Raw genomic sequence first — 22,312 nt, 5'->3', positions numbered from 1 at the left:
TTATTAACCAACGTAAATTGTTTGTTGTTTCGCCTCTACTTCTTCTACAAATGCACCTAATACATTCGCAAGGTCTTCACGCGTGTTGCAAGTATTGATACCATTACGCACACTCGCATTACCACGAACACCTTTTAAATACCAAGCCGCATGCTTTCTCATCTCTCTTACAGCAACATTTTCGTTCTTTAAATCGATAAGACGATCTAGATGCAACATACATACATCAATTTTCTCACGGACTGTTGGTTCCGGCATTAATTCACCTGTCTCTAAATACTTTACCGTACGATAAATCATCCATGGATCCCCAAGAGCTGCACGACCAATCATAACACCATCTACACCAATCTCATCAAGCATACGCTTCGCATCTTGCGGTGTTTCGACATCACCATTTCCGATAACCGGGATATTCACAGCTTGCTTTACTTGTTTAATGATATCCCAATCTGCTTTCCCTTCATACATTTGCACTCGCGTACGTCCGTGAACCGCCACAGCTTGTCCGCCAGCACGCTCAACAGCTCTAGCATTTTCTATTGCGAAAATATGTTCTTCATCCCAACCGATACGCATTTTAACCGTAACCGGCTTTTCAACAGCATCTACAACCGCTGCTACCATTTCGTATATTTTATTTGGATCTAGAAGCCACCTTGCCCCCGCATCACATTTAACGATTTTCGGTACTGGGCAACCCATATTAATATCAATAATGTCTGCTGTCGTATATTTATCTACGTATTTCGCAGCATCTACAAGCGTTTCTTTCTCTCCACCGAAAATTTGTAAACTTAATGGTTTTTCTCTCTCATCAATATATAACATATCTAATGTTCTTTTGTTATTCAGTAATATTGCCTTATCACTTACCATTTCAGCACAAACTAAACCTGCACCAAATTCTTTAACTGTTAAACGGAATGCAGAGTTACACACTCCCGCCATCGGTGCTAATACAACCGGATTTTTCATCTCAATATTTGCAATCTTTAACAATCAACCTACTCCTTCCTGCACAGTCACTTTGGCATTAATTCATCTATCGAAACATTTAACGCCTTAGCAACTTCTACTACAAAATCTTGAGAAGGCGATCGATTCCCTCTCTCAACTTCACCTAAAACAGATACTGATACCCCTAATTCTTTAGCAAAACCTTCTTGCGTGTAGCCTTTTAGCTTTCGAAAAGCACGAATGCGTCTTCCCCATTTTTCTGCTTCCATACCGTTACTCCCTCTCGCCTTTTCATTTCTTCTACTTGTGAACGTGAAATGTTTTGTTTTATATCTTGATTAATCTCTAACAACGGAACGATAACAAAAGCTCTTTCGAACATCCGCGGATGCGGAACAATAAGATTCTCTGCTTCAATATTCTCTTGATTATAAAGTAAAATGTCAAGGTCGATAGTCCTCGGCCCCCACCTAATTTCCCTTTTTCTTCCTAGGTCATTTTCTACTTTTTGTGTTACTTTCAATAATTCTTGCGGTGATAAATTGGTAGAAATTTTTATAACTAAATTTAAAAAACAACTTTGGTCAGTATAGCCAACTGGATCAGTTTCATACACTGACGAAACATCATCAACTTGAATATACGGACTTTTATTTAAAAACTGAATGGCTTCAGTTAAATACGTATAACGCTCTCCAATATTTGACCCTAATGCAATGTACGCTATATTATTCATGGACGTTCTCTCGTAATTTCTACTGCTACAGCGCGATAATGGCCCGGTATCGGCGGATCTGGTTTAATCACCTTAATTGTACACCGTGAAATACTTTTATATTGCTTTAATATATCTGCAGCAATATTTTCAGCGATACTCTCCACAAGCTTATACTTTCTATCCTCAACAACTTTTCTACATAATTCGAAAAGCTCTCCATAATTGACCGAATGCTCTAAGTCATCACTTTCCCCTGCACGCTTTAAATCCAACTCCACCGTTAAGTCAACTTTAAATCTCTGACCTAATCTATTCTCCTCTGGAAACACACCATGATAACCATAAAATTCCATATCATGGATATAAATTTTATCCAATTACCTTACCCCCTTACCAATCATCGCATCCATCATTTTAGCCATACGCGCCATTTCTTTCACATCATGGACACGAACAAACTCACAGCCCTTTTCAATACCAAGACAAACAGTAGCTCCCGTTCCCTCAAGGCGTTCCTCTACCGGCAAATCTAATACGTGCCCAATAAAGGACTTTCTCGAAGTACCTAAGAGAACCGGATAACCTAGCACATTTAACTGTTCTAAATTACGCATCGCCTCTAAGTTCTGCTCCGGTGTTTTAGCAAAACCGATACCTGGATCTAAAATAATATTCTCATCTCGCACACCAGCATTTTTAGCAATTTTAATACTGTCATACAAATCAGCAATCATATCCGCCATTAAATTACGATAATTCATATTATCACGGTTATGCATTAAAATGATGGGTACATCATAATGGGCTGCGACTTCAGCAATTTTCGGCTCCGCCTTCGCCCCCCAAATATCATTAATAATATGAGCACCAGCCTCAATTGCTTGTTTTGCAACTTCAGCTTTATATGTATCGATAGATATAGGTAATTTTACTTCTTTTGAAACTGCTTGAATCATCGGGACGACTCGCTTTATTTCTTCTTCTACTGATACTTTAGCAAAACCTGGGCGAGTAGATTCGCCACCAATATCAATAATATGAGCACCTTCACCTTGCATTTCTTTTGCGTGACGTACCGCAGCATCTACCTCGTTGTAACTCCCACCATCAGAAAACGAATCTGGTGTTACATTTAAAATCCCCATAATTAATGTCTTTTCATTTAAATTCAATGTATATTCGCCGCAGCGTAAATCATAATCCCACTTCAAACTACACATCTCCTCTTCGTAATTCATTTCTGCTCCATAATTTCTCTCTTTGCATTCCATAAAGGTACATTAAACTTTTTGTAACCACTCCTACTTTACCCGGGAAATCCTGCGCTTCTATACGATAAAGCGGAACAATTTCTTGAATGGAGTTTGTTACGAAGACTTCATCCGCTGAAAGTAGCTCATCTTTTGTAAAGAAACCTTCCTTTACTTCTATATTTAATTCTTCAGCACTCTTTATAATAAACGCACGAGTGATACCATTTAAAATACCTGTCTCTAACGAAGGTGTATATAAAACATCACCTTTCACAAAAAATAGATTCGAAACAATACCCTCTGCAACATAACCTGCTTCAGTAAGGAAAATACCTTCCTTGCTCACAACATTTCCAATTTCACGCTTACCTAAAATATTATTTAAATAGTGATGAGACTTCAGGCGAAATGTCCCTTCCGGTGTATTTCGCACTTGTTTTAAAATAACACCTTCTTTTTCTACTACATCTCCTGGAGCTGTTAAAGGTTTTATAAAAACAATAACCGAAGGCTCTTCGTATATTTCCGTTTGTAATCCTATTTCTTCTATACCCGCCGATACATTAAAACGTACATATGCATGCTTCAATTCATTCTTAGCGAGTAAATCTTTCAAAATAAGCATCACATCATTTTTTGTCATTGTCCATTTAATTTGCAATGTATCCAGCGCCTCTATTAAACGGTCATAATGATCATCCAATAAGAAAGGATGACCATTATAAATACGAAACGTTTCAAAAACTCCAAGACCATATAAATAACCATGATCATAAGGAGAAATTCTCGCTTCACTTGCTTCTACATACTGACCATTTACGTAAATTAACATAATGTCGCACTTGGACTGTATTTACGAATGAAATTCTGCAATAACTCTTTCCCATGAGAAGTCATAATAGATTCCGGATGGAATTGCACACCCTCTATCGGCAATGTCTTATGACGAAGTGCCATAATTTCCCCTTCCTCCGTCCAAGATGTTACCTCTAAGCAATCTGGTAACGTCTCTTTCTTAACAATAAGGGAATGATAGCGCGTCGCAGTAAACGGATTAGGAATATCCGAAAAAATCGTCTTTCCATCATGATGCATAAGCGAAGTTTTCCCATGCATTAATCGCTCTGCACGAACAACCTCTCCACCAAACACTTGTGCAATAGATTGATGCCCTAAACAAACTCCAAAAATCGGAATCTTCCCCGCGAAGTATTTAATAACTTCCATACTAATCCCCGCTTCATTAGGACTACATGGACCTGGAGAAATCATTAGAAAATCTGGTTTCATATTCTCGATATCTGAAATCGTCACTTCATCGTTACGTTTAACAACGAGCTCTTGTCCAAGTTCTCCAAGAAACTGCACTAAATTAAATGTAAAAGAATCATAATTATCAATCATTAATATCATTTCTCTCACCTAACCGTTTCTTCGCTACGTTCTTTTGCACGCCATAAAGCAATCGCCTTTTTTAACGACTCTTTATATTCATTTTCTGGATTTGAATCAATTACAATTCCCGCCCCCGCTTGTACATGAGCTTTTCCATCTTTAGCAAGAAGTGTTCTAATTACAATATTCAATTCTGTATCTCCAGAATAACCAATCCAACCGATTGAACCTGTATAAATCCCTCGGCGAACAGGTTCTAATTCCTCAATAATTTCCATTGTACGTATTTTCGGGGCACCAGTAATTGTTCCACCAGGGAATACAGCCTTCACTAAATCAAAAGCATCTTTATCTTCTTCCACCTCACCACGCACATTAGAAACAATATGCATAACATGTGAGTATTTCTCAATTACCATAAATTCATCTACTTCTACAGTGCCATATTTACAAACACGCCCTAAATCATTTCTTTCTAAATCCACAAGCATTACATGCTCTGCTCTTTCTTTTTCGTTCTCAATTAATTCTCTTGCTAATTCTTCATCCTCTTGCTCATCCGCGCCTCTAGATCTCGTTCCAGCAATTGGTCTTGTACTTACTTCAGTTCCTTGTTTCTTAATTAACAACTCTGGCGATCCACTAACAATTTGAAAATCCCCAAGCTCCAGGTAACCCATATATGGAGATGGATTAATTTCACGAAGACTTGTATAAATTTCTAGTGGATGCGTTTGTAAAGTTCTTTCTTGTCTCGTCGACAAGTTTACTTGGAACACATCACCCGCCCCAATATATTCTTGAATACATTCAACTGCCTTCATAAAGCCTGTTTCTGTAAAGGCAACCGCTTCATTTTTCTTTTTAGGACGTTCAAACGGCATAGTCACTTCAGGCACTTCTGCCACCCAAAGATCCTTCCATTCATTTAAACGTTCTTCTGCTTCTGCATGCTTATCTACATAATGTGTAATAATCCACAATAGCTTTTCTTTTTGATCATAGACAAATACATCGTCAAATAATAAAAAGTATATATCGGGTATATTCAGATCATCCTCTGCAAGAGAAGGGAGTTTTTCGATATAACGGATACAATCATAACTAAAGTAGCCAATTGCACCACCTTGAAAAGGCGGGTACTCTGGATTGTAGTCTGTTTTCCATTTCTCCATATATTCTTGCATTAAATCTAATGGATTCCCTCTTTTTATTGTTTCCTTACCGCTTTCACTTATATGTAACTTTTCACCCTTCCCTTGGATTACCGCTACCGGGTTTAAACCCACTATGTTATAACGACCGCCACGTCCACTTTCCAGCAAAATATGTTGCGGCTTATCCTGAGAAAGAAATTTATATTGCTTAAAGAAATCTAACTGATATGGAATAGAAAGCGCTAAAGATTTTCTTCGTTGCATATCAACACCCCGTCTTCTTTTATCCCACCCTCTTAGATGAACCAGCTCCAACTACATAAGTTATTTATATAGAGATTGATTATACTCGAAGGCTAGTGAAAATAATTTAATTATACTACCTCTTATTTTACATGAAGTTTTCTAGTCATTCACTCTTTTCCTATTTCCAATCCAAAAAGAAAAAGCATCCTTTTTCAAGGATGCTTTTTCAATCGCATTTAATTATGATTCAAATTGATAAAGTGGTGTACTTAAATAACGTTCACCGTTACTCGGGATAATAACAAGTACCTTTTTCCCTTTACCTAACTTTTTCGCAACTTCTGTTGCTGCATAAATAACTGCGCCTGAAGAGATACCAACTAAAATACCTTCCTCTTTAGCCACTCTTCTCGCATATTCAAATGCTTGCTCTGTTTTCACTTGAATAATTTCATCATATACTTCTACATCCAACGTCTCCGGAACAAATCCCGCCCCAATTCCTTGGATTTTATGTGGACCTGGTTTCCCACCAGATAATACTGGTGAATCTGCAGGTTCTACTGCATAAATTTTAATATCTTTATACGCTTCCTTCAGCACTTCACCAGCACCAGTAATCGTTCCACCTGTACCAATACCTGCAATAAACGCATCTAATTGGTCGCCCATTTGTTCAATAATTTCTGGACCTGTTGTTAAACGGTGAATTTCTGGATTCGATTGGTTTTTGAACTGTTGTGGTATAAAGTAGCCATGCTCTTTCGCTAATTCAGTCGCTTTACGAATTGCTCCACCCATCCCTTCAGGACCTGGAGTCAATACTAATTCAGCACCGTAAGCACGTAATAAATTACGACGCTCAATACTCATTGTTTCTGGCATTACTAAAATTGCATTATATCCTTTAGCAGCCGCTACCATCGCTAAACCAATCCCTGTGTTACCACTTGTTGGCTCAATGATTGTATCGCCCTCTTTTAACAATCCCTTTTTTTCAGCATCTTCAATCATAGCTAGTGCAATACGATCTTTAACGCTACTCCCTGGATTCATAAATTCTAGTTTTAAGTATATATCTGCGCTGTCTGATTCTACGATGCGGTTCAACTTAACGATCGGCGTTTTCCCGATTAATTCTGAAACTGATTGTGCCACTCGCATTCCTGTCACTCCTAACACCGAGTATTTTTATTGGTTTTATCTATATTTAGATTTTGTCAGAAAATTCCCTGTTTGTCAATCTATTCGGAGGGTTAATCCCCTTATTACAAATTCTCAATTAAATTTGTAATATCTTCTTTAGAGAACTTGTATCGTTCATTACAGAAATGACAATGAACTTCTGTTTCTTCTTCTTCTTCACGAATTTGCTCTAACTCTGTTTTACCTAAACTAATTAACACACTCTCAATACGTTCACGTGAGCACGTACAATTAAATTGAACATCCATTGTTTCTAATACTTTTACTTTATCTTCTCCAAGGACTGCATATAGTAGCTCTTCTGGAGAAAGACCTTGTTCGATCAATGTTGATACAGGCGGGATTTTTTGCAAACGATCTTCAATGAATGAAATTGTTTCTTCCTGTGCGCCCGGCATAATTTGAAGGATAAATCCACCCGCCGCTAATACGCTGTCATCTCCATTTACAAGTACACCCACACCAACAGAAGAAGGCGTCTGCTCAGAAACTGCGAAATAATACGTGAAATCTTCCCCTAGTTCTCCCGAAACGATTGGAGATTGACCGATAAACGGCTCACGCATACCAATATCTTTAATTACTGTTACAAACCCTTCTGTACCTACCGCTTGATATACACGTAATTTCCCTTGTTCCGTTCCTTCAAAATCAACATGTGGATTCGTTACGTAGCCACGTACATCCCCATTTGCATGAGCATCTACTAAGATAGGGCCAATCGGACCATTACCTTCTACCTTAATCGTTAACTTTTGATCACCTTTTAACATCGCACCCATCATTGTACCTGCAGTTAAAGAACGACCAAGTGCCGCCGAAGCTGTCCTCCATGTATCATGACGTCTTTGCGCCTCACTTACTGTATTCGTTGTACGTACACTATACGCACGTACTTCTCCATCAAACGCTAACGCTTTTACTAAATAATCTTTCATACTTATTTATTCACCTTTCTCATGCTGTAAATTTGCATTACGCTCATATAACATATACAAGCCTTTTAACGTTAAAAATGGATCTACAATATCAATTACATTCGATTCTTCTGAAATTAATTTCGCCAATCCACCTGTTGCAATAACTTTCGGTTCTTGTTTAGCTTCTTCTTTCATACGCTTAACAATACCTTCCACTTGTCCTACATAACCATAAAGAATACCTGATTGCATCGCACTTACTGTATTCTTCCCAACAACACTGCTCGGTTTTGTAATTTCAATACGAGGAAGTTTTGCTGCCCTACTATATAAAGCCTCTGCTGAAATCATAATTCCTGGCGTAATAACTCCACCCATATAATGCTTTTCTTCATTAATATAACAATATGTAGTAGCCGTACCAAAATCAACAATAATAAGTGGACTTCCATACAATTGGATTCCCGCTACTGCATTTACAATTCGATCTGCGCCTACTTCACGTGGATTTTCATATTTAATATTTAGCCCCGTTTTTATTCCAGGCCCTACTACAAGCGGTTTAATTTTAAAATATTTTTCACACATACGTTCTAAAGCGAACATAATTGGTGGTACGACTGAAGATACAATAATACCTTTCACATCTTCAAACGAAAGACCCTCATGATCAAGTAACTGTTTTACAAGCATTCCATATTCATCTTCTGTCTTATGACGATCTGTTTCCATGCGCCAATGCTGACGAAGTTCCCCCTCTTCAAACACGCCTAGTACAGCATTTGTGTTCCCTACATCCAATACAAAAATCATATTCTCACCACTTATCTTATTTAATCTATATTTGTGTAGTATGTATAAAACTTATAAAAACATCATATCACACATACTTATATAATCAGCTTTCCTATCCTCATCATTTTACAAAAAGATTGCTCTCTATTTCAATTTTTAATACTAGTTTTACTTAAATTACTTTATCCACTAAGCCCTTAATAGTAATTAACAAAAATCTTAACAAACAAAAAAGGAGTGACGATAGTCACTCCTTCATTTCTTACTTATCTTCTTTATCTTCATCGTCTTTCTTCATATTGATGTTTACTTTCACATCATCTGAAGATGTTGGACGCTCAGGTAATCTGCCATAATCATATAAATGATTAATTTGCTCTGCGTCTAATGTTTCTACTTCAAGTAACGTTTTAGCGATAATATCAAGCTTATCTCGTTTTTCAGTAAGAATATGTTTCGCACGAGCATAACATTCTTTAATAATTGTTTGCATTTCCACATCAATTTCATGTGCGATTGCATCACTGTAGTTTTGTTCTGAATGGAAGTCTCTTCCTAAGAATACCTGACCACCTTGTGAGCTACCAAATTGCATCGGTCCAAGCTTATCACTCATACCGAATTCCGTAACCATACGTCTTGCAATACCAGTTGCACGTTGGAAATCGTTGTGAGCACCTGTACTTGCTTCACCAAATACAATCTCCTCAGCTACTCGACCACCAAGTAAACCAGTGATTTTATCAAGTAACTCTGGCTTTGTCATGAAGTAACGATCTTCCTTCGGAAGCATTACCGCATATCCACCAGCTTGACCGCGAGGGACAATTGTTACTTTATGAACGACATCAGCTTCATCAAGAACAACACCAATTACAGTATGGCCTGCTTCATGGAAAGCAACGATATTACGTTCTTTTTCAGAGATAACACGACTTTTCTTAGCTGGACCTGCAATAACACGATCCGTTGCTTCATCGATATCACTCATATCAATCTTCTTCTTATCTCGACGTGCAGCTACTAAAGCAGCTTCGTTTAATAAGTTTTCAAGATCCGCACCAGAGAATCCTGGTGTACGAGTCGCAATTGCTCTTAAATTAATATGCTCATCAAGCGGTTTATTACGCGCATGTACTTTCAGTACAGCTTCACGGCCATTTACATCTGGACGATCTACTGTAATTTGACGGTCAAAACGACCTGGACGTAATAACGCTGGGTCAAGAATGTCTGGACGGTTTGTCGCAGCAATGATAATAATACCTTCGTTTGCACCGAATCCATCCATTTCAACAAGTAACTGGTTCAATGTTTGCTCACGCTCATCATGACCACCACCAAGACCTGCGCCACGTTGACGACCTACTGCATCAATTTCATCAATGAAAATGATACAAGGAGCATTTTTCTTTGCATTTTCAAATAAATCACGTACACGTGATGCACCGACACCGACAAACATCTCTACAAAGTCAGAACCACTGATAGAGAAGAATGGAACGCCAGCCTCACCTGCAACAGCACGTGCTAATAAAGTTTTACCTGTACCTGGAGGTCCAACTAATAGGACACCCTTCGGAATACGGGCACCAACTTCAGAAAACTTACGAGGGTCTTTTAAGAATTCAACTACCTCGACAAGTTCTTGTTTCTCTTCATCCGCCCCAGCAACATCTCTGAAACGAACTTTTTTCTTTTCATCATTATATAACTTCGCCTTACTTTTCCCGAAGTTCATAACACGGCTACCGCCGCCTTGAGCCTGGTTTAATAAGAAGAAGAATAAAATGAAGATGATGACAAACGGAATGATTGAAGTAAAGAATGTTACCCAAGCACTTGTTTCTTCTGCTGGTTGATACTTAACTTCGGCACCTTTCGCTTTATCATTGATTTTCTTTTGTAATTCCTCAGTATTTGGTGCATAAGTAACAAATTGTTCTCCTTGGCTAGAGTTATTGAATTGTCCTTTTACCTCAAATACACCATTTTTCGGTTGAAGTTGCACATTACGCACTTCACCGCTTTCTAGTTTAGTAATGAATTTGTCGTAGCTAACTGATGTCGTTTTTTGTGTCGAACCATTAAAATAGCTCACGATTCCAATTACTACTAAGAATATCAGTAAATAAAAGATGGTATTACGGAAGATACGATTCATTCCTAACCTCCTCTCACGGCATAAACACTATAGTAAATCGTAACATAGAAAAACTTTCCTATACAATTGTAAAGCCTGTATTTAATTAATTTGAGTAAACGCTTGGTTTTAATACGCCTACATAAGGAAGATTACGGTACTGCTCTTTATAATCTAATCCATATCCTACTACAAATTCATGTGGAACAGTAAATCCAACATAATCCGCTTTCAGATCAACCTTACGGCCTGTTGGCTTATCTAATAATGTAACAATTTTTACAGACTTCGCTTTACGATATTTGAATAAGTCTACTAAGTAGCTTAGTGTAAGACCACTATCAATAATATCTTCGACGATTAAAATATCGCGACCTTCTACAGAAGTATCAAGATCTTTTAAAATTTTCACTTCGCCTGTTGAAACTGTAGAGTGACCATAACTAGATACAGCCATAAAATCCATTTCAAGATATGTATCTGTTCTCTTTAATAAATCTGCCATAAATGGCATTGCGCCTTTTAATACACCAATTGCAAGAGGTACTGTGTTTTTATAATCCTCTGCAATAACTGCACCTAGTTCGCGCACCTTTTCTTGTATTTGTTCTTCAGAAATTAATACTTTTTCGATATCTTGATTCATCATTTCATTATCCTCCCGGAAGACTCCTTGCTTTTGTAGTGAATAATCATATATTTACCCTTCTTTGCCATCTCTTTCGAAATTGCAAATGCAGATCGCTTCAACAAGGGTACCCAAATAATGTTCCCACTTGCATCACAAACGACCGGCCATTCTTCTCTTTTTTCTTTTGGTACTTTCGCTTCGATAAAAATAGCTTTTATCTTTTTCGTGCCATCCATACCTTGTATTGACATGCGATCTCCATTTTCCCTAGAACGAATACGAAGTGGATATGATATATCATTATACTTAGCAACAAATACTGTTTCATTCATGTTACTTGGTATATCTTCGCTCACCTCTGTTACAAATTCATCCCCGTTCAATAGTGTAATGGTCCCGGGTACTGATAAATCTTGCAAAAAAGGAGAGACAATTTCTTGTTTAAATCTAAAGCTACACTCCTCGTATGTGCGAACAATTTTCAAATCACCTGGAAAATCAAGTGAACCTGAAGGTTGTGTCCGCTTAAAAAACTCAATCACCTTGTCAATATGTATAGAAGAAAGAGAAGATGGAATCTTATATTCATAAAGATAGTTTAATATTAGTTGAATCCCTCTTCTTTGTAAAGGCATAGACATGGATTCAAAGGCAGGAATTGATAAGCTAATTTGTTTATCACTTTTTTTTGTAATTACTTTATTCATTTTCTCAAAAGCTAATTCCTGCAAATAAGCCTCATCCTCTTGCATCTGCACGCTAAATTTTTGGAATTTCTCATGCATTTGTGGATTTTCTTCTTTTAAGTGAGGAAGGACATATTTACGTAATCGATTCCTTGTATATACTTCCTTTTTATTACTCGGATCTATACGTGGAATTAAATTTAGCTTATTACAGTAATCAACAATTTCTTCCTTCGTTACCCCAAGTAACGGCCTAATTAAATATCCATTATGAAAAGGACGCTTCACTGCAATTCCTGCATATCCTTTCGGAGTACTCCCTCTTACAAGACGCATTAAAATTGTCTCGACTTGATCATCTCCATGATGTCCAAGAGCAACATATCTTGCATCATATTTCTTCATTATTCTTTCCAAAAATGCATATCTGCATTCTCTAGCAGCAACCTGTGCATTCATTCCGTATTGCTGTTGATATTGTGATACATTAATCCTTATCGTTTCACAAATAATTCCCAGTTCTTCACAAAGGTCCTGCACAAACTGTAAATCCTCATGAGATTCATCACCTCTAAACATATGATCCACATGAGCTACTACAATTTCCAACTGTTTTTCCGCTCTTTTTTCTAATAAATAATATAAAAGGGCTAACGAGTCAGGACCACCAGAAACTCCCACAACAATTGTTGAATCATTCTTTAATACATCATGCTGCTTTACAAAGTCATCTACTTTTTCAACAAATGTATCTTTCAACTTCGCAATCACCTTTCATTAAACAAGAACAGCAACGTTAGTTACCTTGTCTATAATGGTACAACTTTTACAAACATTGTGCAAAAAAAAGATATACAAAAATTACATTTTTATCTTACATCCTCCGTGTATATTCATAAAATCAATAACATTACCTTTTCCCACAAAAAAACCTAGGTATTCACCTAGGTTTTTAAAATCAAATTATAGATAAACATTCCACTTATATTTTACTGCGCCTGCATTCCTACAATCGGAATCGTAGCCCACTTCGGCATATTTTTCTTCACTTTTGCCACCACAATAGTCATATCATCATTTATATAACCATCACAAGAGCGAATCACTTCTTCCATAATGATATCAGCAATTTCTTGCGGGTCTTCGGTTTGCAATTCTTTAATTTTCCGCTTCATCCATAATTCATGATTCTCTACATGCTGCGCGCCCTCAAAAATCCCATCGCTCATCATAATAAGGATATCGCCCGTTTTTAATTGTTCACCCACCACATCAACTTCAACATCTTCGATGATTCCCATCGGCAAATTACTTGCTTCAATTTTCAAAATATTATTCGCGCGTTTAACAAAACTCGGCGTTGATCCAATCTTTAAAAACCTAGCACTCGCATCCCGCAAATCTACCATAGCTAAATCTAATGTTGTAAACATCTCTTCTGTCGTTCTCAAAGAAAGGATTGAATTGATAGACTTAATAGCTATTTCTTCATCAATACCCGATTGGAGTATTTTTTGTAATAATTTCACCGTTTCCTTACTTTCCATATGAGCTCTTTGCCCATTACCCATACCATCACTAATCGCAAGTGCGTATTTACCAACACTTAAATCCATCATCGCATAAGAGTCACCCGAAACAAACCCACCGCCTTTTGCGGCTGTAGCCAATCCTGTATCAAGAGAATACGTCTTCGCCGAACCAAATGATATTAAACTGTGACCATTCGGATAAGAAGACTTTTCTTCATGTTTAACGACAATATTTTCTTTAAGGATATCCGAAAGCATCGGTGCAACTAACTTTTCACATTCACCATGTTCATTAGATGCAACTGGAATCAACATTTCAATATCAATACTTCCTCTATCTAAACAATAAATATCAACATGCTCTACTTCGACACCAAAATCACGGAACGCTTGCATAATCTGCTCTTCCTGCACTTGATGATTTTCACGCTCTCGTTGTATCTCCTTAGAAAAATCTTCCATAACTTTTGATACACCTAATAGTTGCTCCGCTACTATTCTACGATTTTCCTTCATTTGTTTTCGCAATTTTTGTCCCTCATAGAAGTGATCTAATTCACCCGCTACTAAATCCGTCACTTTTTTCCCTCTCACACAATGCTTGTCCCACTCACGAACTAATTTACGATTATGTTGCAGGGTTCCTTCTTCCGTTTCATTCATTATTTGTTTCATATAATCGTACGTTTTATCGAAATTCACTACCCAGCATTGATCCTTTTTAAAGCACGTTTGACATGTTTTCGCAGTAATTGTACTCAAAAACAAATCTGCTTCTGTATCTTTATCTTCTTCCTCTACATACCCATATACAGAAAAACTATTAGATAAAGCAGCAAATACATTTGCGAATTGGTTGATTTTGTTCGCTGTAACATCACGCATCCTTCTTAAATATTGTTGTTGATCTTGCGAATGCTCTTGTGTACCTGGCATAAATTTAGCAATACGATCCAAAACAAGCTTTGGCGTTAATAAGAAGATAGCAATCGCTACACCTGACTCAATTAAAGTTGTTACAATATTTGTCTGCTTGTCTACATATAATGTAATTAAGCTTGTCCCTATTAATAAACCTAAACTAACACCTAAACGCTTCCCTTCTTTTAACAACCCACCAAGTAATCCAGAAAAAGCGAGAAGGCTAAGCTGAGACAAACTAGACACATTTGCTAAACTTAATATCAATCCTGTTACGACCCCCACTGTAGATCCTGTAGCAGCACCCGCAATAAATGCAAATACTAGTACTAAATACCTTGTAAAAATATGTTGAATAGAAGCATCATATACAAACCAATCTGTTGTACCCGTTAAAACAGATGCTAGTAATATAATCAAACAAACAATTTCTTCTGTCTCTAAAGCCTGTTGTTTTCCTTTCCTTTCCACTAAAAGCGGGACACTTTGTAAAAATATCATAGTTAATACGAAACTAAGCCCAGCCTCAATGGTACTAACGAGTAAATCGTACATGGTGACAGTTTGTTGCGCAAAATATACAACAACTAAGTGTGCGGTTAATGCGGAGATAAATACTTGAAATGGAACAAGTCCAACGGTTTTACGTGTAAATCTACTAAAGAAGATATTATAAATGAAGAAAGTAAAGATAGATGCAAAAGTAAAAAACAAATTATCTATCGAGACTGAAAGAGCTCCTCCCATTAGAGCTAAAAATGCTAGCGGCATCTTATCCCGCTTCATAACATAAACAGCAGCAAAAAACGGTAGTGCAAACGGTAAAATATTTGTTAATATATATGCTCTTCCCAAAAGAAAACCAATAACAACAATAATAAATCCCCATCTAAAGAAAACTTGTTCGAATTTCATTCGCAACTTACTCGTCCACTTTATTCCTCCAAGCTGACTCTCATTCATTGCCAATGCACTTGTATTCATAGTATTCCTTCCTGCTTTAGGCATATTTTTAACACCACCTGCATAGTTTAATTACTGTCATTATAAAAGATGATTGTTGGGATTTTTGTCAAAACAACAGTTTTCACTTTTATAATCGTTCGACTTTTTATTCGAAATAACTCTACAGATATACACGGTATGTAAGTTATCCTTGATTTTTTAATTAAATATTCAGAAAATATAGGGTGATTTTGTAGAAGTGTTGTATGTCTTAATCCATTTAACAAAAAAAGATCATGCAAATTTGCATGATCTTTTTAGATGACCCGTACGGGATTCGAACCCGTGTTACCGCCGTGAAAGGGCGGTGTCTTAACCACTTGACCAACGGGCCGTTAAAATAAATATAGCGGCGGAGGGGATCGAACCCCCGACCTCACGGGTATGAACCGTACGCTCTAGCCAGCTGAGCTACACCGCCATGTCGTCTTATTTAACGGACAATTAGTATCTTACATCAGATATTATTTAAAGTCAACACATCTTGAAAACTTTTTTAAAATATATTTTCACATATAAAAAAGCACCCTGAGCCATCACTCTGGGTACCTCTCTATATGTTAAAAACTAAACGCCTTATTATCCGCGACGTGCGCCACGGCCACCACGTTTAGACTCTGTGTTACGCTTTAAAGAAGTTAAACGATCTTCGCTATCCTTTAAGAAGCGTGCCATCTTTTGCTCAAATGTTTCTTTTGGAGCTCGGTCGTTACCGCCACCACGATTATCTCTGTTGAAAGAGCGATTATTACGTTGTGGACGTCCAGAACGTTGTTGATCACCACCGCGTTGGTATTCACCGCGTGGACGATCTCCTTCTGTTTTTTCACGTTCTTTCGCTTTTTTGATAGATAAACCAATCTTTCCATCTTTTTCAACATTAATAACTTTTACTTCTACTTGGTCGCCCACTTTTAAGTGATCGTTAATATCTTTTACATAGTTATCAGCAACTTCACTAATATGAACAAGACCAGTTAAGCCTTCTGGCAGCTCCACAAAAGCCCCAAAATTTGTAATACCTGTTACTTTACCCTGTAACTTGCTGCCTACCTCGATTGACATAAAAAAAATGCTCCTCCTTAGTGGTTAAAAAGTCAAATTTTACTTTATTATATATAATCCTAAAATATAGTGTCAATAAGACATACTCTACTTCGAAACAGGAAAAATTATCTCCCCTTTACCAGAGAAGAAATAATCCCTTCTAGCAATCTTTAATACGTACTCTTCATCATTTAACTTTTGAACTTCGTCTTTTAGACTTTTTTCTTTATTCGTTAATGAATCCAGTTCTTTTTTCATGTCCTTAACTTTTGCTTCTTTTGCTTTAATGGAACTGTTTTGTTGATAAAACGTTACACTAATACTCGCAATAATTGTAAAAGTAAAGACAAGAAAAACCGCTAAACGGCGATAAAGTCGCTTCCTGTTCTCATCCGTTTGTATTATATGCTCTTTAACAGGATTTGGACTCTGTTTTTCGATTGTTCTTTGTCTCAGTTCCCTCATTTCCGAGGTCCCCCTAACTTCTTTTTTATACGCTCCCATATTTGGAAGATATGTCCCTTCAATTTTGCTATATATTGCAGGAACCCTATATGTTTCACTATAAAAAGTTTAACACGATTAGGGAGAAGTTTCCATATGAGCGAAGCAATAAATCGAACAGGCCAGAAAAAAACTTTCCATATGAAAAGTAATATCCAAATCACAATTTTCCATAACACATGTCCAATTGAAAGCAGTATACGAAATAAGAATAATATAAATGCAATAAATAGCTGCGCTATAATAATAACAGGTTTTATCATGAGTAGCTGTATAATTCGAACAAAAAAATATGTTGTTTGCATAAAAATATAGATGAGAAAATTTAACAGCTTCATGTATAGTGCTTTCAGTAAGCTTTGATATGCCGCAAAACCACATAACAATGCCAAAAACACATATATACGTAGTTCAGCTTCATTTACGAGAAGCAATACATAAAAGACGAATAATGCTTGGACAATCCAAAATAATATATCTTGTATAAATACAAGCCAACGTTTACGTTCTTGGCGCTTTAAAAAACGTTGATATGTATCTAAAGACGCTCCAATCCAAGCACCCATTCCAATCATTGAAAGCATTGTATACAACTGAATTGTTAGACTCATTTAAACAACTTACTAAAGAAACCTTTAGTTTTTTCTCCTTGATTTTCATCAATATACAGCATCTCATTAACTTTCCCTTTAATCGACACAATACCTTTTTCTACATCTAAATTTTTCATTTGTAAATTTTGACCACGAATCGTTAAAAAACCCATTACGGTCTCTAGCAAAAACTCTTCGCTATCAAAACTCTCTACCTGCTTCACACCGGTAATATCAATTATACGCCTGCCACGCATAATAATGTCATGTTCTACAGAAACATTTTGTTGATTAGAAGACGTAGGTGAGTAACCATTATTCACGTAAATCCCCCCATAGGTTTTTACTAGCTAATAGTAATGTATGAGGGGATACATAATTTTAGAACAAGCCTTCTTCCGCTTTTACTTTTTCTTCACGAACTAAGCTATACATATTTGCTGCATCTTCTTTTTTAGTTGTTTCTTTCAATTCATTTATTTTTACAGTCACTATTTTTTGACCAAAACGAATTGTTAATTCATCAGCTACTTTCACATCAGAACTCGCTTTTGCCACTTGACCATTAATAGATATTCTTCCTTGATCAGCTACTTCTTTCGCTAATGTTCTTCTTTTAATTAAACGTGACACTTTTAAAAACTTATCTAGACGCATATCAAATCCCCCTATTAACGCTCTGTTTGTTTCGCTTCTTCCCATAAAACATCTAACTGTTCTAATGATAAATCTTCCATCTCTTTATTCATTTCAGCTACTTTTGCCTCCATGTATAAAAAACGACCAGTAAATTTCTCATTAGTTGAACGTAACGCCTCTTCTGGATCTATTTTATAATGACGGGCTATATTAACAAATGCAAATAGTAAATCACCAAACTCACCTAGCATCTTTTCCTCATCCATGTTTGTAACTTCTTGCTGGAACTCTTGCCATTCTTCCAAAGCTTTCTCTATCATCGGCTGCACATCAACCCAATCAAATCCAACCTTACCAGCTTTCTTCTGAATTTCAAAGGCGCGTAGTAACTGCGGCAAACTTTTAGGAACGCCATTTAAAACAGATTCTTTCACGAATCCTTTTTCTTGTTTTTTAATTTCTTCCCAATTGGCAATCACTTCATCAGCATTGTTTACATCCGTATTTCCAAATACATGTGGATGGCGACGAACCATTTTCTCAGATAGAGTTCGAATGATATCATCTATAGAGAACCAACCTTCATCTTCTCCGATTTGAGCATGAAGCATAACTTGTAATAATATATCACCTAATTCTTCTACTAAGTGATCATCATCCTCTTCATCAATTGCTTCCAACACCTCATAAGCTTCCTCAATTAAATATTTCTTTAATGATTGATGCGTTTGCTTTTTATCCCACGGACAACCATTTGGACCACGCAGGTCTGCAATAATTTCTCTAAGAACATCAAACTGTTGATACAAGGACGCACGCTCCTGAACAGGTGGCACGTACACACTTGTTAAATTATTCAATTCCGTTTCATGATCTAACATGTACAACGGTACCTTCTTTACTTGTTCAAATGAAGTTCCTGCAGCTGTTACGATATACACTTCATAATCATCTGGCAACATCTCCATTAATGTTAATTTCACATCAGATGCAACGAATGCATCATATACTTGGCAAAAGATTAAATGTTGACGTAATTCTAATTGCCCTCTTTCAAATGATGTAGCATCAAGTAATTGAAATCCTTCAATCGGGTCAATTTTTAGGCTTGCAAACATAGGATCAAGGAAACTTTGTCCACCCTCAATTCGCACTTCAACATTTGAAACGTCTCCTTTTTCCAACAATAGCTGAACTGTTCTTTCTGCTACAAGTGGATGTCCCGGAACCGCATAGATAATTTCTGTACCTTCAGCTTGTTCTAGCAATTTATTCGCAATTGTTTCATATACAATTTCAAACGTATCATGTGCTTCATATACAGCATCAAAAGCCGTATATTGTATGCCTTCTTTCTCTAATTCTTCTATAACCGGATGTTCCTTCGTTCTAACAAACAGATGGTCTGCTTCTTTTATTTTTCGATATACACCCATCGTTAGCTGATCTAATTCACCAGCACCTAAACCTAAAACAGTAATGATTCCACTCACAACCTGTCACCTCTATCCACTCTTCTTCAATGAACCTTCTTTTTTCTCTTGTTTCATAACAGTTCCTAATTCTTTTTTTGTAAATACACGTAATTTTAAAATAAAAAACATATATGTCAATCCGCCGATGGCTACACCTAACAACGCTTCAAGCGTCGCGCTCGCTCTATGTTCCGTATCAATTACTAATCCAGACATCTGCAACACACGCGTGAACATCATTAATACAAATCCCATACAGATACCACTAATTACTACACCTAACATATTTCGCTTATTGATAAGTGACCCTGATACAGCTCTCATAAGCAACAAACTATTTAGTCCAGAAATTATGATTAACGCACATAAAGTCGCTAAGGCTGCCCCTTTCACACCAAAATAAGGCATGAATATATAATTTAACGCTAACTTTAAGCAACCTCCAAATACAACAAATAATGCTGGCTTAAATGTTTGTCCCAACCCTTGTAAAATAGAAGCCGTCGTAATTGACAATGAACTAAATAAAATAGATAAAGATAAAATAGATAAAACATCTGATCCATCACTATTTTCAAACAACATAATATTCGTAGGTTGAATAATACAAGTTAGTCCAATAGCTGCTGCAAATCCAATAACAAATGTTATTTTCATTGCTAACTTTACCTTTTCTTGAATAAAGGAAAGATCTCCTCTTTCCTTCGCCGCTGTAATAATTGGAATAAGTGATAACGAGAAAGAAGTCGTCACAACAGTACCTAATTGCATTAGCGGAATACTTCTATCATAAACACCCTTTAATACTTTTGCACTTTCAGCCTGTTCTCCCGCACCAATAAGTAAAGTGTACAAGGACATTGAATCAGCCATCTGTATAAAAATAAGCACTAAATTACTAACACAAATCGCTAACCCCTGCCAAAAAAGGATTTTAATTATCTTCCTTTTACCCTTAATTCTCGCTACACGTTTAAAAAATATGGAACGAAAATCTCGACGCATATACAACATAAGTACAATAATCCCAATAAGTCCACCCGCAATTGAGCCTAACATAGCCCCTGCACCAACTGTATATAAATCAAATCCGTGAGCAATTAGGAATAGCGATAAAAATACAATAATAGAAACTCGAATTGTTTGTTCTATTACTTGCGAAACAGCCGTTGGCATCATATTATTGAACCCTTGAAAATACCCTCTTGCTACAGACAAAAACGGCATCAATAAGAACGAAAATGAAATAACACGTAGCAACTTATCTAAGTGCATATCGCCCATAGCTATCGCGATTGTTTCGGCCCCAAAAAACAATGTAAAGAAACCTATCAAACCAATTCCTAATAAAAACCAAAAAGATACACAAATAATTTCTTCTGCTTCTCTCTGTTTTCCCCACTCTAGTCGTTCTGCAACCATTTTTGAAATGATAACAGGAAATCCATAAGTAGCTAAAATTAAACAAAATCCATAAAACGGGTAAATTTGTTGGTAAATATAAAAACCAATATCCCCTGCTATATTTTGATATGGAATACGGTAAAAAGCGCTTAATACTTTTGTAACAAAACTTGCAATCGTTAATATAATAGCCCCACGCCAAAAGGCTTGATACTTCTTCGCTTCCATACAAGAAAACTCCTTTTTCTATTCTCACCTCTCGTATTATATCATAAAGAAAAGTACAAACTCCCTTACCACCACGGGTAATACTAGGTCCCTACACGTTAAAAATATTCAACGAAAAAAGGTAGCAAAGCGCTACCTTCATTCAATATACATATATCTCCAAATAATTGATTTCTCAAAAAGAAAGATCATAATTAGGAAAGATTGCTACTTCTAAAACCAATATACCCTTACTGTTCCATTTGTTTCGCTAAGAAACTGGCAGCAGTATTAACCGCTTTATGCTCGATTTCGCTTATAATAGCTTCTTTTGAAAAAATAATGACGGCTCCAATTGGGTCTCCGTTTGCAACAATCGGTCCAACTGTATAAGAATGAACCTTTTCTGTTACACCATCGATAATGGAAATATCACTTTCGTCCGTCATAATAACAGACTTTCTTTCTTCCATCGTTTTTTCGATTAGATCGCCAACACTTTTATTTAAGTATTCTTTTTTCGATACGCCTGATACTGCGATGATAGAATCTCGGTCACAGACAAGCACATTATGTCCTAAGCTGTCATATAAAGCCTCAGCATATTCCTTTGCAAAATCACCTAGTTCACTAATTGGAGAATACTTCTTTAAAATTACTTCTCCATCGCGATCAACAAATATTTCTAGTGGGTCTCCTTCTCGAATACGTAAAGTTCTACGAATTTCCTTTGGGATTACTACCCTGCCTAAATCATCAATTCGACGTACGATTCCAGTTGCTTTCATTCTAATGCTGCCTCACTTTCTACTGATGATCAAAGTGGTGAATTTACCTGTTCATGTAAAAATCACCAACTGTTAGACATAGTATTT

At 36.6% G+C, this 22,312-nt stretch carries 23 protein-coding genes and 2 tRNA genes; all 25 read right to left on the bottom strand.

Features of this window, described 5'->3' with window-relative positions; genetic code table 11:
• Positions 1-3: 3 nt before the first annotated feature.
• The 25 genes from dusB to spoVT all read right to left on the bottom strand — a co-directional run bounded on the left by dusB (position 4) and on the right by spoVT (position 22,225).
• Positions 4-1,002: a tRNA dihydrouridine synthase DusB gene (gene dusB, locus AC3EMB_RS00425; RefSeq protein WP_000912249.1), complete on the bottom strand. Its 999-nt coding sequence runs from the start codon at positions 1,000-1,002 to the stop codon at positions 4-6.
• A 23-nt stretch (positions 1,003-1,025) separates the two neighbouring features.
• Positions 1,026-1,229, bottom strand: a complete 204-nt coding sequence (locus AC3EMB_RS00420; RefSeq protein ID WP_000387030.1) for a helix-turn-helix domain-containing protein — start codon at positions 1,227-1,229, stop codon at positions 1,026-1,028.
• Positions 1,181-1,696: a 2-amino-4-hydroxy-6-hydroxymethyldihydropteridine diphosphokinase gene (folK, locus tag AC3EMB_RS00415; RefSeq protein WP_001059456.1), complete on the bottom strand. Its 516-nt coding sequence runs from the start codon at positions 1,694-1,696 to the stop codon at positions 1,181-1,183. Before folK ends, AC3EMB_RS00420 begins: the two co-directional genes overlap by 49 nt.
• Positions 1,693-2,055, bottom strand: a complete 363-nt coding sequence (gene folB, locus AC3EMB_RS00410; protein WP_000358070.1) for a dihydroneopterin aldolase — start codon at positions 2,053-2,055, stop codon at positions 1,693-1,695. The genes folK and folB overlap by 4 nt, the downstream gene beginning before the upstream one ends.
• Entirely contained in the window at positions 2,056-2,916 is an 861-nt protein-coding gene (gene folP, locus AC3EMB_RS00405) for a dihydropteroate synthase (protein WP_002103948.1), read from the bottom strand. It abuts the gene before it with no gap.
• Positions 2,891-3,763, bottom strand: coding sequence for an aminodeoxychorismate lyase (pabC, locus tag AC3EMB_RS00400; protein ID WP_353810842.1), 873 nt, complete (start codon positions 3,761-3,763; stop codon positions 2,891-2,893). Before pabC ends, folP begins: the two co-directional genes overlap by 26 nt.
• On the bottom strand, positions 3,757-4,344 hold the full coding sequence (pabA, locus tag AC3EMB_RS00395) for an aminodeoxychorismate/anthranilate synthase component II (RefSeq protein WP_000602297.1): 588 nt from the start codon (positions 4,342-4,344) through the stop codon (positions 3,757-3,759). The genes pabC and pabA overlap by 7 nt, the downstream gene beginning before the upstream one ends.
• A gap of 5 nt (positions 4,345-4,349) precedes the next feature.
• Complete coding sequence (gene pabB, locus AC3EMB_RS00390; protein WP_016513294.1) at positions 4,350-5,747, bottom strand: aminodeoxychorismate synthase component I; 1,398 nt, start codon at positions 5,745-5,747, stop codon at positions 4,350-4,352.
• Between the two features lie 222 nt (positions 5,748-5,969).
• Positions 5,970-6,893, bottom strand: a complete 924-nt coding sequence (cysK, locus tag AC3EMB_RS00385) for a cysteine synthase A (protein WP_001261712.1) — start codon at positions 6,891-6,893, stop codon at positions 5,970-5,972.
• A gap of 104 nt (positions 6,894-6,997) precedes the next feature.
• Positions 6,998-7,873, bottom strand: coding sequence for a redox-regulated molecular chaperone HslO (gene hslO, locus AC3EMB_RS00380; protein ID WP_000656367.1), 876 nt, complete (start codon positions 7,871-7,873; stop codon positions 6,998-7,000).
• Positions 7,874-7,879: 6 nt separating this feature from the next.
• Positions 7,880-8,668: a type III pantothenate kinase gene (locus AC3EMB_RS00375; RefSeq protein ID WP_000578365.1), complete on the bottom strand. Its 789-nt coding sequence runs from the start codon at positions 8,666-8,668 to the stop codon at positions 7,880-7,882.
• Between the two features lie 244 nt (positions 8,669-8,912).
• Positions 8,913-10,814 (bottom strand): ATP-dependent zinc metalloprotease FtsH, encoded by a 1,902-nt coding sequence (gene ftsH / locus AC3EMB_RS00370; protein WP_001079669.1) that lies wholly within the window; start codon positions 10,812-10,814, stop codon positions 8,913-8,915.
• Between the two features lie 85 nt (positions 10,815-10,899).
• On the bottom strand, positions 10,900-11,442 hold the full coding sequence (hpt, locus tag AC3EMB_RS00365) for a hypoxanthine phosphoribosyltransferase (RefSeq protein WP_000981846.1): 543 nt from the start codon (positions 11,440-11,442) through the stop codon (positions 10,900-10,902).
• Positions 11,439-12,869 (bottom strand): tRNA lysidine(34) synthetase TilS, encoded by a 1,431-nt coding sequence (tilS, locus tag AC3EMB_RS00360; protein WP_000655457.1) that lies wholly within the window; start codon positions 12,867-12,869, stop codon positions 11,439-11,441. The genes hpt and tilS overlap by 4 nt, the downstream gene beginning before the upstream one ends.
• A 230-nt stretch (positions 12,870-13,099) precedes the next feature.
• Positions 13,100-15,571, bottom strand: a complete 2,472-nt coding sequence (gene spoIIE / locus AC3EMB_RS00355; RefSeq protein ID WP_488517397.1) for a stage II sporulation protein E — start codon at positions 15,569-15,571, stop codon at positions 13,100-13,102.
• A gap of 259 nt (positions 15,572-15,830) precedes the next feature.
• Positions 15,831-15,902, bottom strand: a tRNA-Glu gene (locus tag AC3EMB_RS00350).
• Between the two features lie 13 nt (positions 15,903-15,915).
• Positions 15,916-15,989: transfer RNA gene (locus AC3EMB_RS00345), tRNA-Met, on the bottom strand.
• Positions 15,990-16,147: 158 nt separating this feature from the next.
• A complete protein-coding gene (locus tag AC3EMB_RS00340; RefSeq protein ID WP_000021451.1) occupies positions 16,148-16,633 on the bottom strand; it encodes a S1 domain-containing RNA-binding protein in 486 nt (161 codons plus the stop codon).
• 87 nt (positions 16,634-16,720) lie between these two features.
• Positions 16,721-17,080 (bottom strand): cell division protein DivIC, encoded by a 360-nt coding sequence (gene divIC, locus AC3EMB_RS00335; protein WP_001208739.1) that lies wholly within the window; start codon positions 17,078-17,080, stop codon positions 16,721-16,723.
• Positions 17,077-17,730, bottom strand: coding sequence for a spore cortex biosynthesis protein YabQ (gene yabQ / locus AC3EMB_RS00330; RefSeq protein WP_000059781.1), 654 nt, complete (start codon positions 17,728-17,730; stop codon positions 17,077-17,079). The genes divIC and yabQ overlap by 4 nt, the downstream gene beginning before the upstream one ends.
• Complete coding sequence (gene yabP / locus AC3EMB_RS00325) at positions 17,727-18,035, bottom strand: sporulation protein YabP (protein WP_001059104.1); 309 nt, start codon at positions 18,033-18,035, stop codon at positions 17,727-17,729. The genes yabQ and yabP overlap by 4 nt, the downstream gene beginning before the upstream one ends.
• 58 nt (positions 18,036-18,093) lie before the next feature.
• Positions 18,094-18,369, bottom strand: a complete 276-nt coding sequence (locus AC3EMB_RS00320) for an RNA-binding S4 domain-containing protein (RefSeq protein ID WP_001234876.1) — start codon at positions 18,367-18,369, stop codon at positions 18,094-18,096.
• Positions 18,370-18,383: 14 nt separating this feature from the next.
• On the bottom strand, positions 18,384-19,844 hold the full coding sequence (yabN, locus tag AC3EMB_RS00315; protein ID WP_000014278.1) for a bifunctional methyltransferase/pyrophosphohydrolase YabN: 1,461 nt from the start codon (positions 19,842-19,844) through the stop codon (positions 18,384-18,386).
• 12 nt (positions 19,845-19,856) lie between these two features.
• Positions 19,857-21,458 (bottom strand): putative polysaccharide biosynthesis protein, encoded by a 1,602-nt coding sequence (locus AC3EMB_RS00310; protein WP_488517396.1) that lies wholly within the window; start codon positions 21,456-21,458, stop codon positions 19,857-19,859.
• 230 nt (positions 21,459-21,688) lie between these two features.
• On the bottom strand, positions 21,689-22,225 hold the full coding sequence (gene spoVT / locus AC3EMB_RS00305; protein WP_000648306.1) for a stage V sporulation protein T: 537 nt from the start codon (positions 22,223-22,225) through the stop codon (positions 21,689-21,691).
• Positions 22,226-22,312 lie beyond the last annotated feature (87 nt).

The sequence above is a fragment of the Bacillus sp. LQ16 genome (assembly GCF_057784645.1).
This window is presented reverse-complemented; position numbering and strand designations above follow the sequence as displayed.

Coding starts and splice junctions, on each gene's coding strand:
- AC3EMB_RS00420 (WP_000387030.1), bottom strand. CDS start 1,229: ATGGAAGCAGAAAAATGGGGAAGACGCATTCGTGCTTTTCGAAAGCTA.
- folK (WP_001059456.1), bottom strand. CDS start 1,696: ATGAATAATATAGCGTACATTGCATTAGGGTCAAATATTGGAGAGCGT.
- folP (WP_002103948.1), bottom strand. CDS start 2,916: ATGAATTACGAAGAGGAGATGTGTAGTTTGAAGTGGGATTATGATTTA.
- pabC (WP_353810842.1), bottom strand. CDS start 3,763: ATGTTAATTTACGTAAATGGTCAGTATGTAGAAGCAAGTGAAGCGAGA.
- pabA (WP_000602297.1), bottom strand. CDS start 4,344: ATGATATTAATGATTGATAATTATGATTCTTTTACATTTAATTTAGTG.
- pabB (WP_016513294.1), bottom strand. CDS start 5,747: ATGCAACGAAGAAAATCTTTAGCGCTTTCTATTCCATATCAGTTAGAT.
- cysK (WP_001261712.1), bottom strand. CDS start 6,893: ATGCGAGTGGCACAATCAGTTTCAGAATTAATCGGGAAAACGCCGATC.
- hslO (WP_000656367.1), bottom strand. CDS start 7,873: ATGAAAGATTATTTAGTAAAAGCGTTAGCGTTTGATGGAGAAGTACGT.
- AC3EMB_RS00375 (WP_000578365.1), bottom strand. CDS start 8,668: ATGATTTTTGTATTGGATGTAGGGAACACAAATGCTGTACTAGGCGTG.
- ftsH (WP_001079669.1), bottom strand. CDS start 10,814: ATGAATCGTATCTTCCGTAATACCATCTTTTATTTACTGATATTCTTA.
- hpt (WP_000981846.1), bottom strand. CDS start 11,442: ATGATGAATCAAGATATCGAAAAAGTATTAATTTCTGAAGAACAAATA.
- spoIIE (WP_488517397.1), bottom strand. CDS start 15,571: ATGCCTAAAGCAGGAAGGAATACTATGAATACAAGTGCATTGGCAATG.
- AC3EMB_RS00340 (WP_000021451.1), bottom strand. CDS start 16,633: ATGTCAATCGAGGTAGGCAGCAAGTTACAGGGTAAAGTAACAGGTATT.
- divIC (WP_001208739.1), bottom strand. CDS start 17,080: ATGAGGGAACTGAGACAAAGAACAATCGAAAAACAGAGTCCAAATCCT.
- yabQ (WP_000059781.1), bottom strand. CDS start 17,730: ATGAGTCTAACAATTCAGTTGTATACAATGCTTTCAATGATTGGAATG.
- AC3EMB_RS00320 (WP_001234876.1), bottom strand. CDS start 18,369: ATGCGTCTAGATAAGTTTTTAAAAGTGTCACGTTTAATTAAAAGAAGA.
- AC3EMB_RS00310 (WP_488517396.1), bottom strand. CDS start 21,458: ATGGAAGCGAAGAAGTATCAAGCCTTTTGGCGTGGGGCTATTATATTA.
- spoVT (WP_000648306.1), bottom strand. CDS start 22,225: ATGAAAGCAACTGGAATCGTACGTCGAATTGATGATTTAGGCAGGGTA.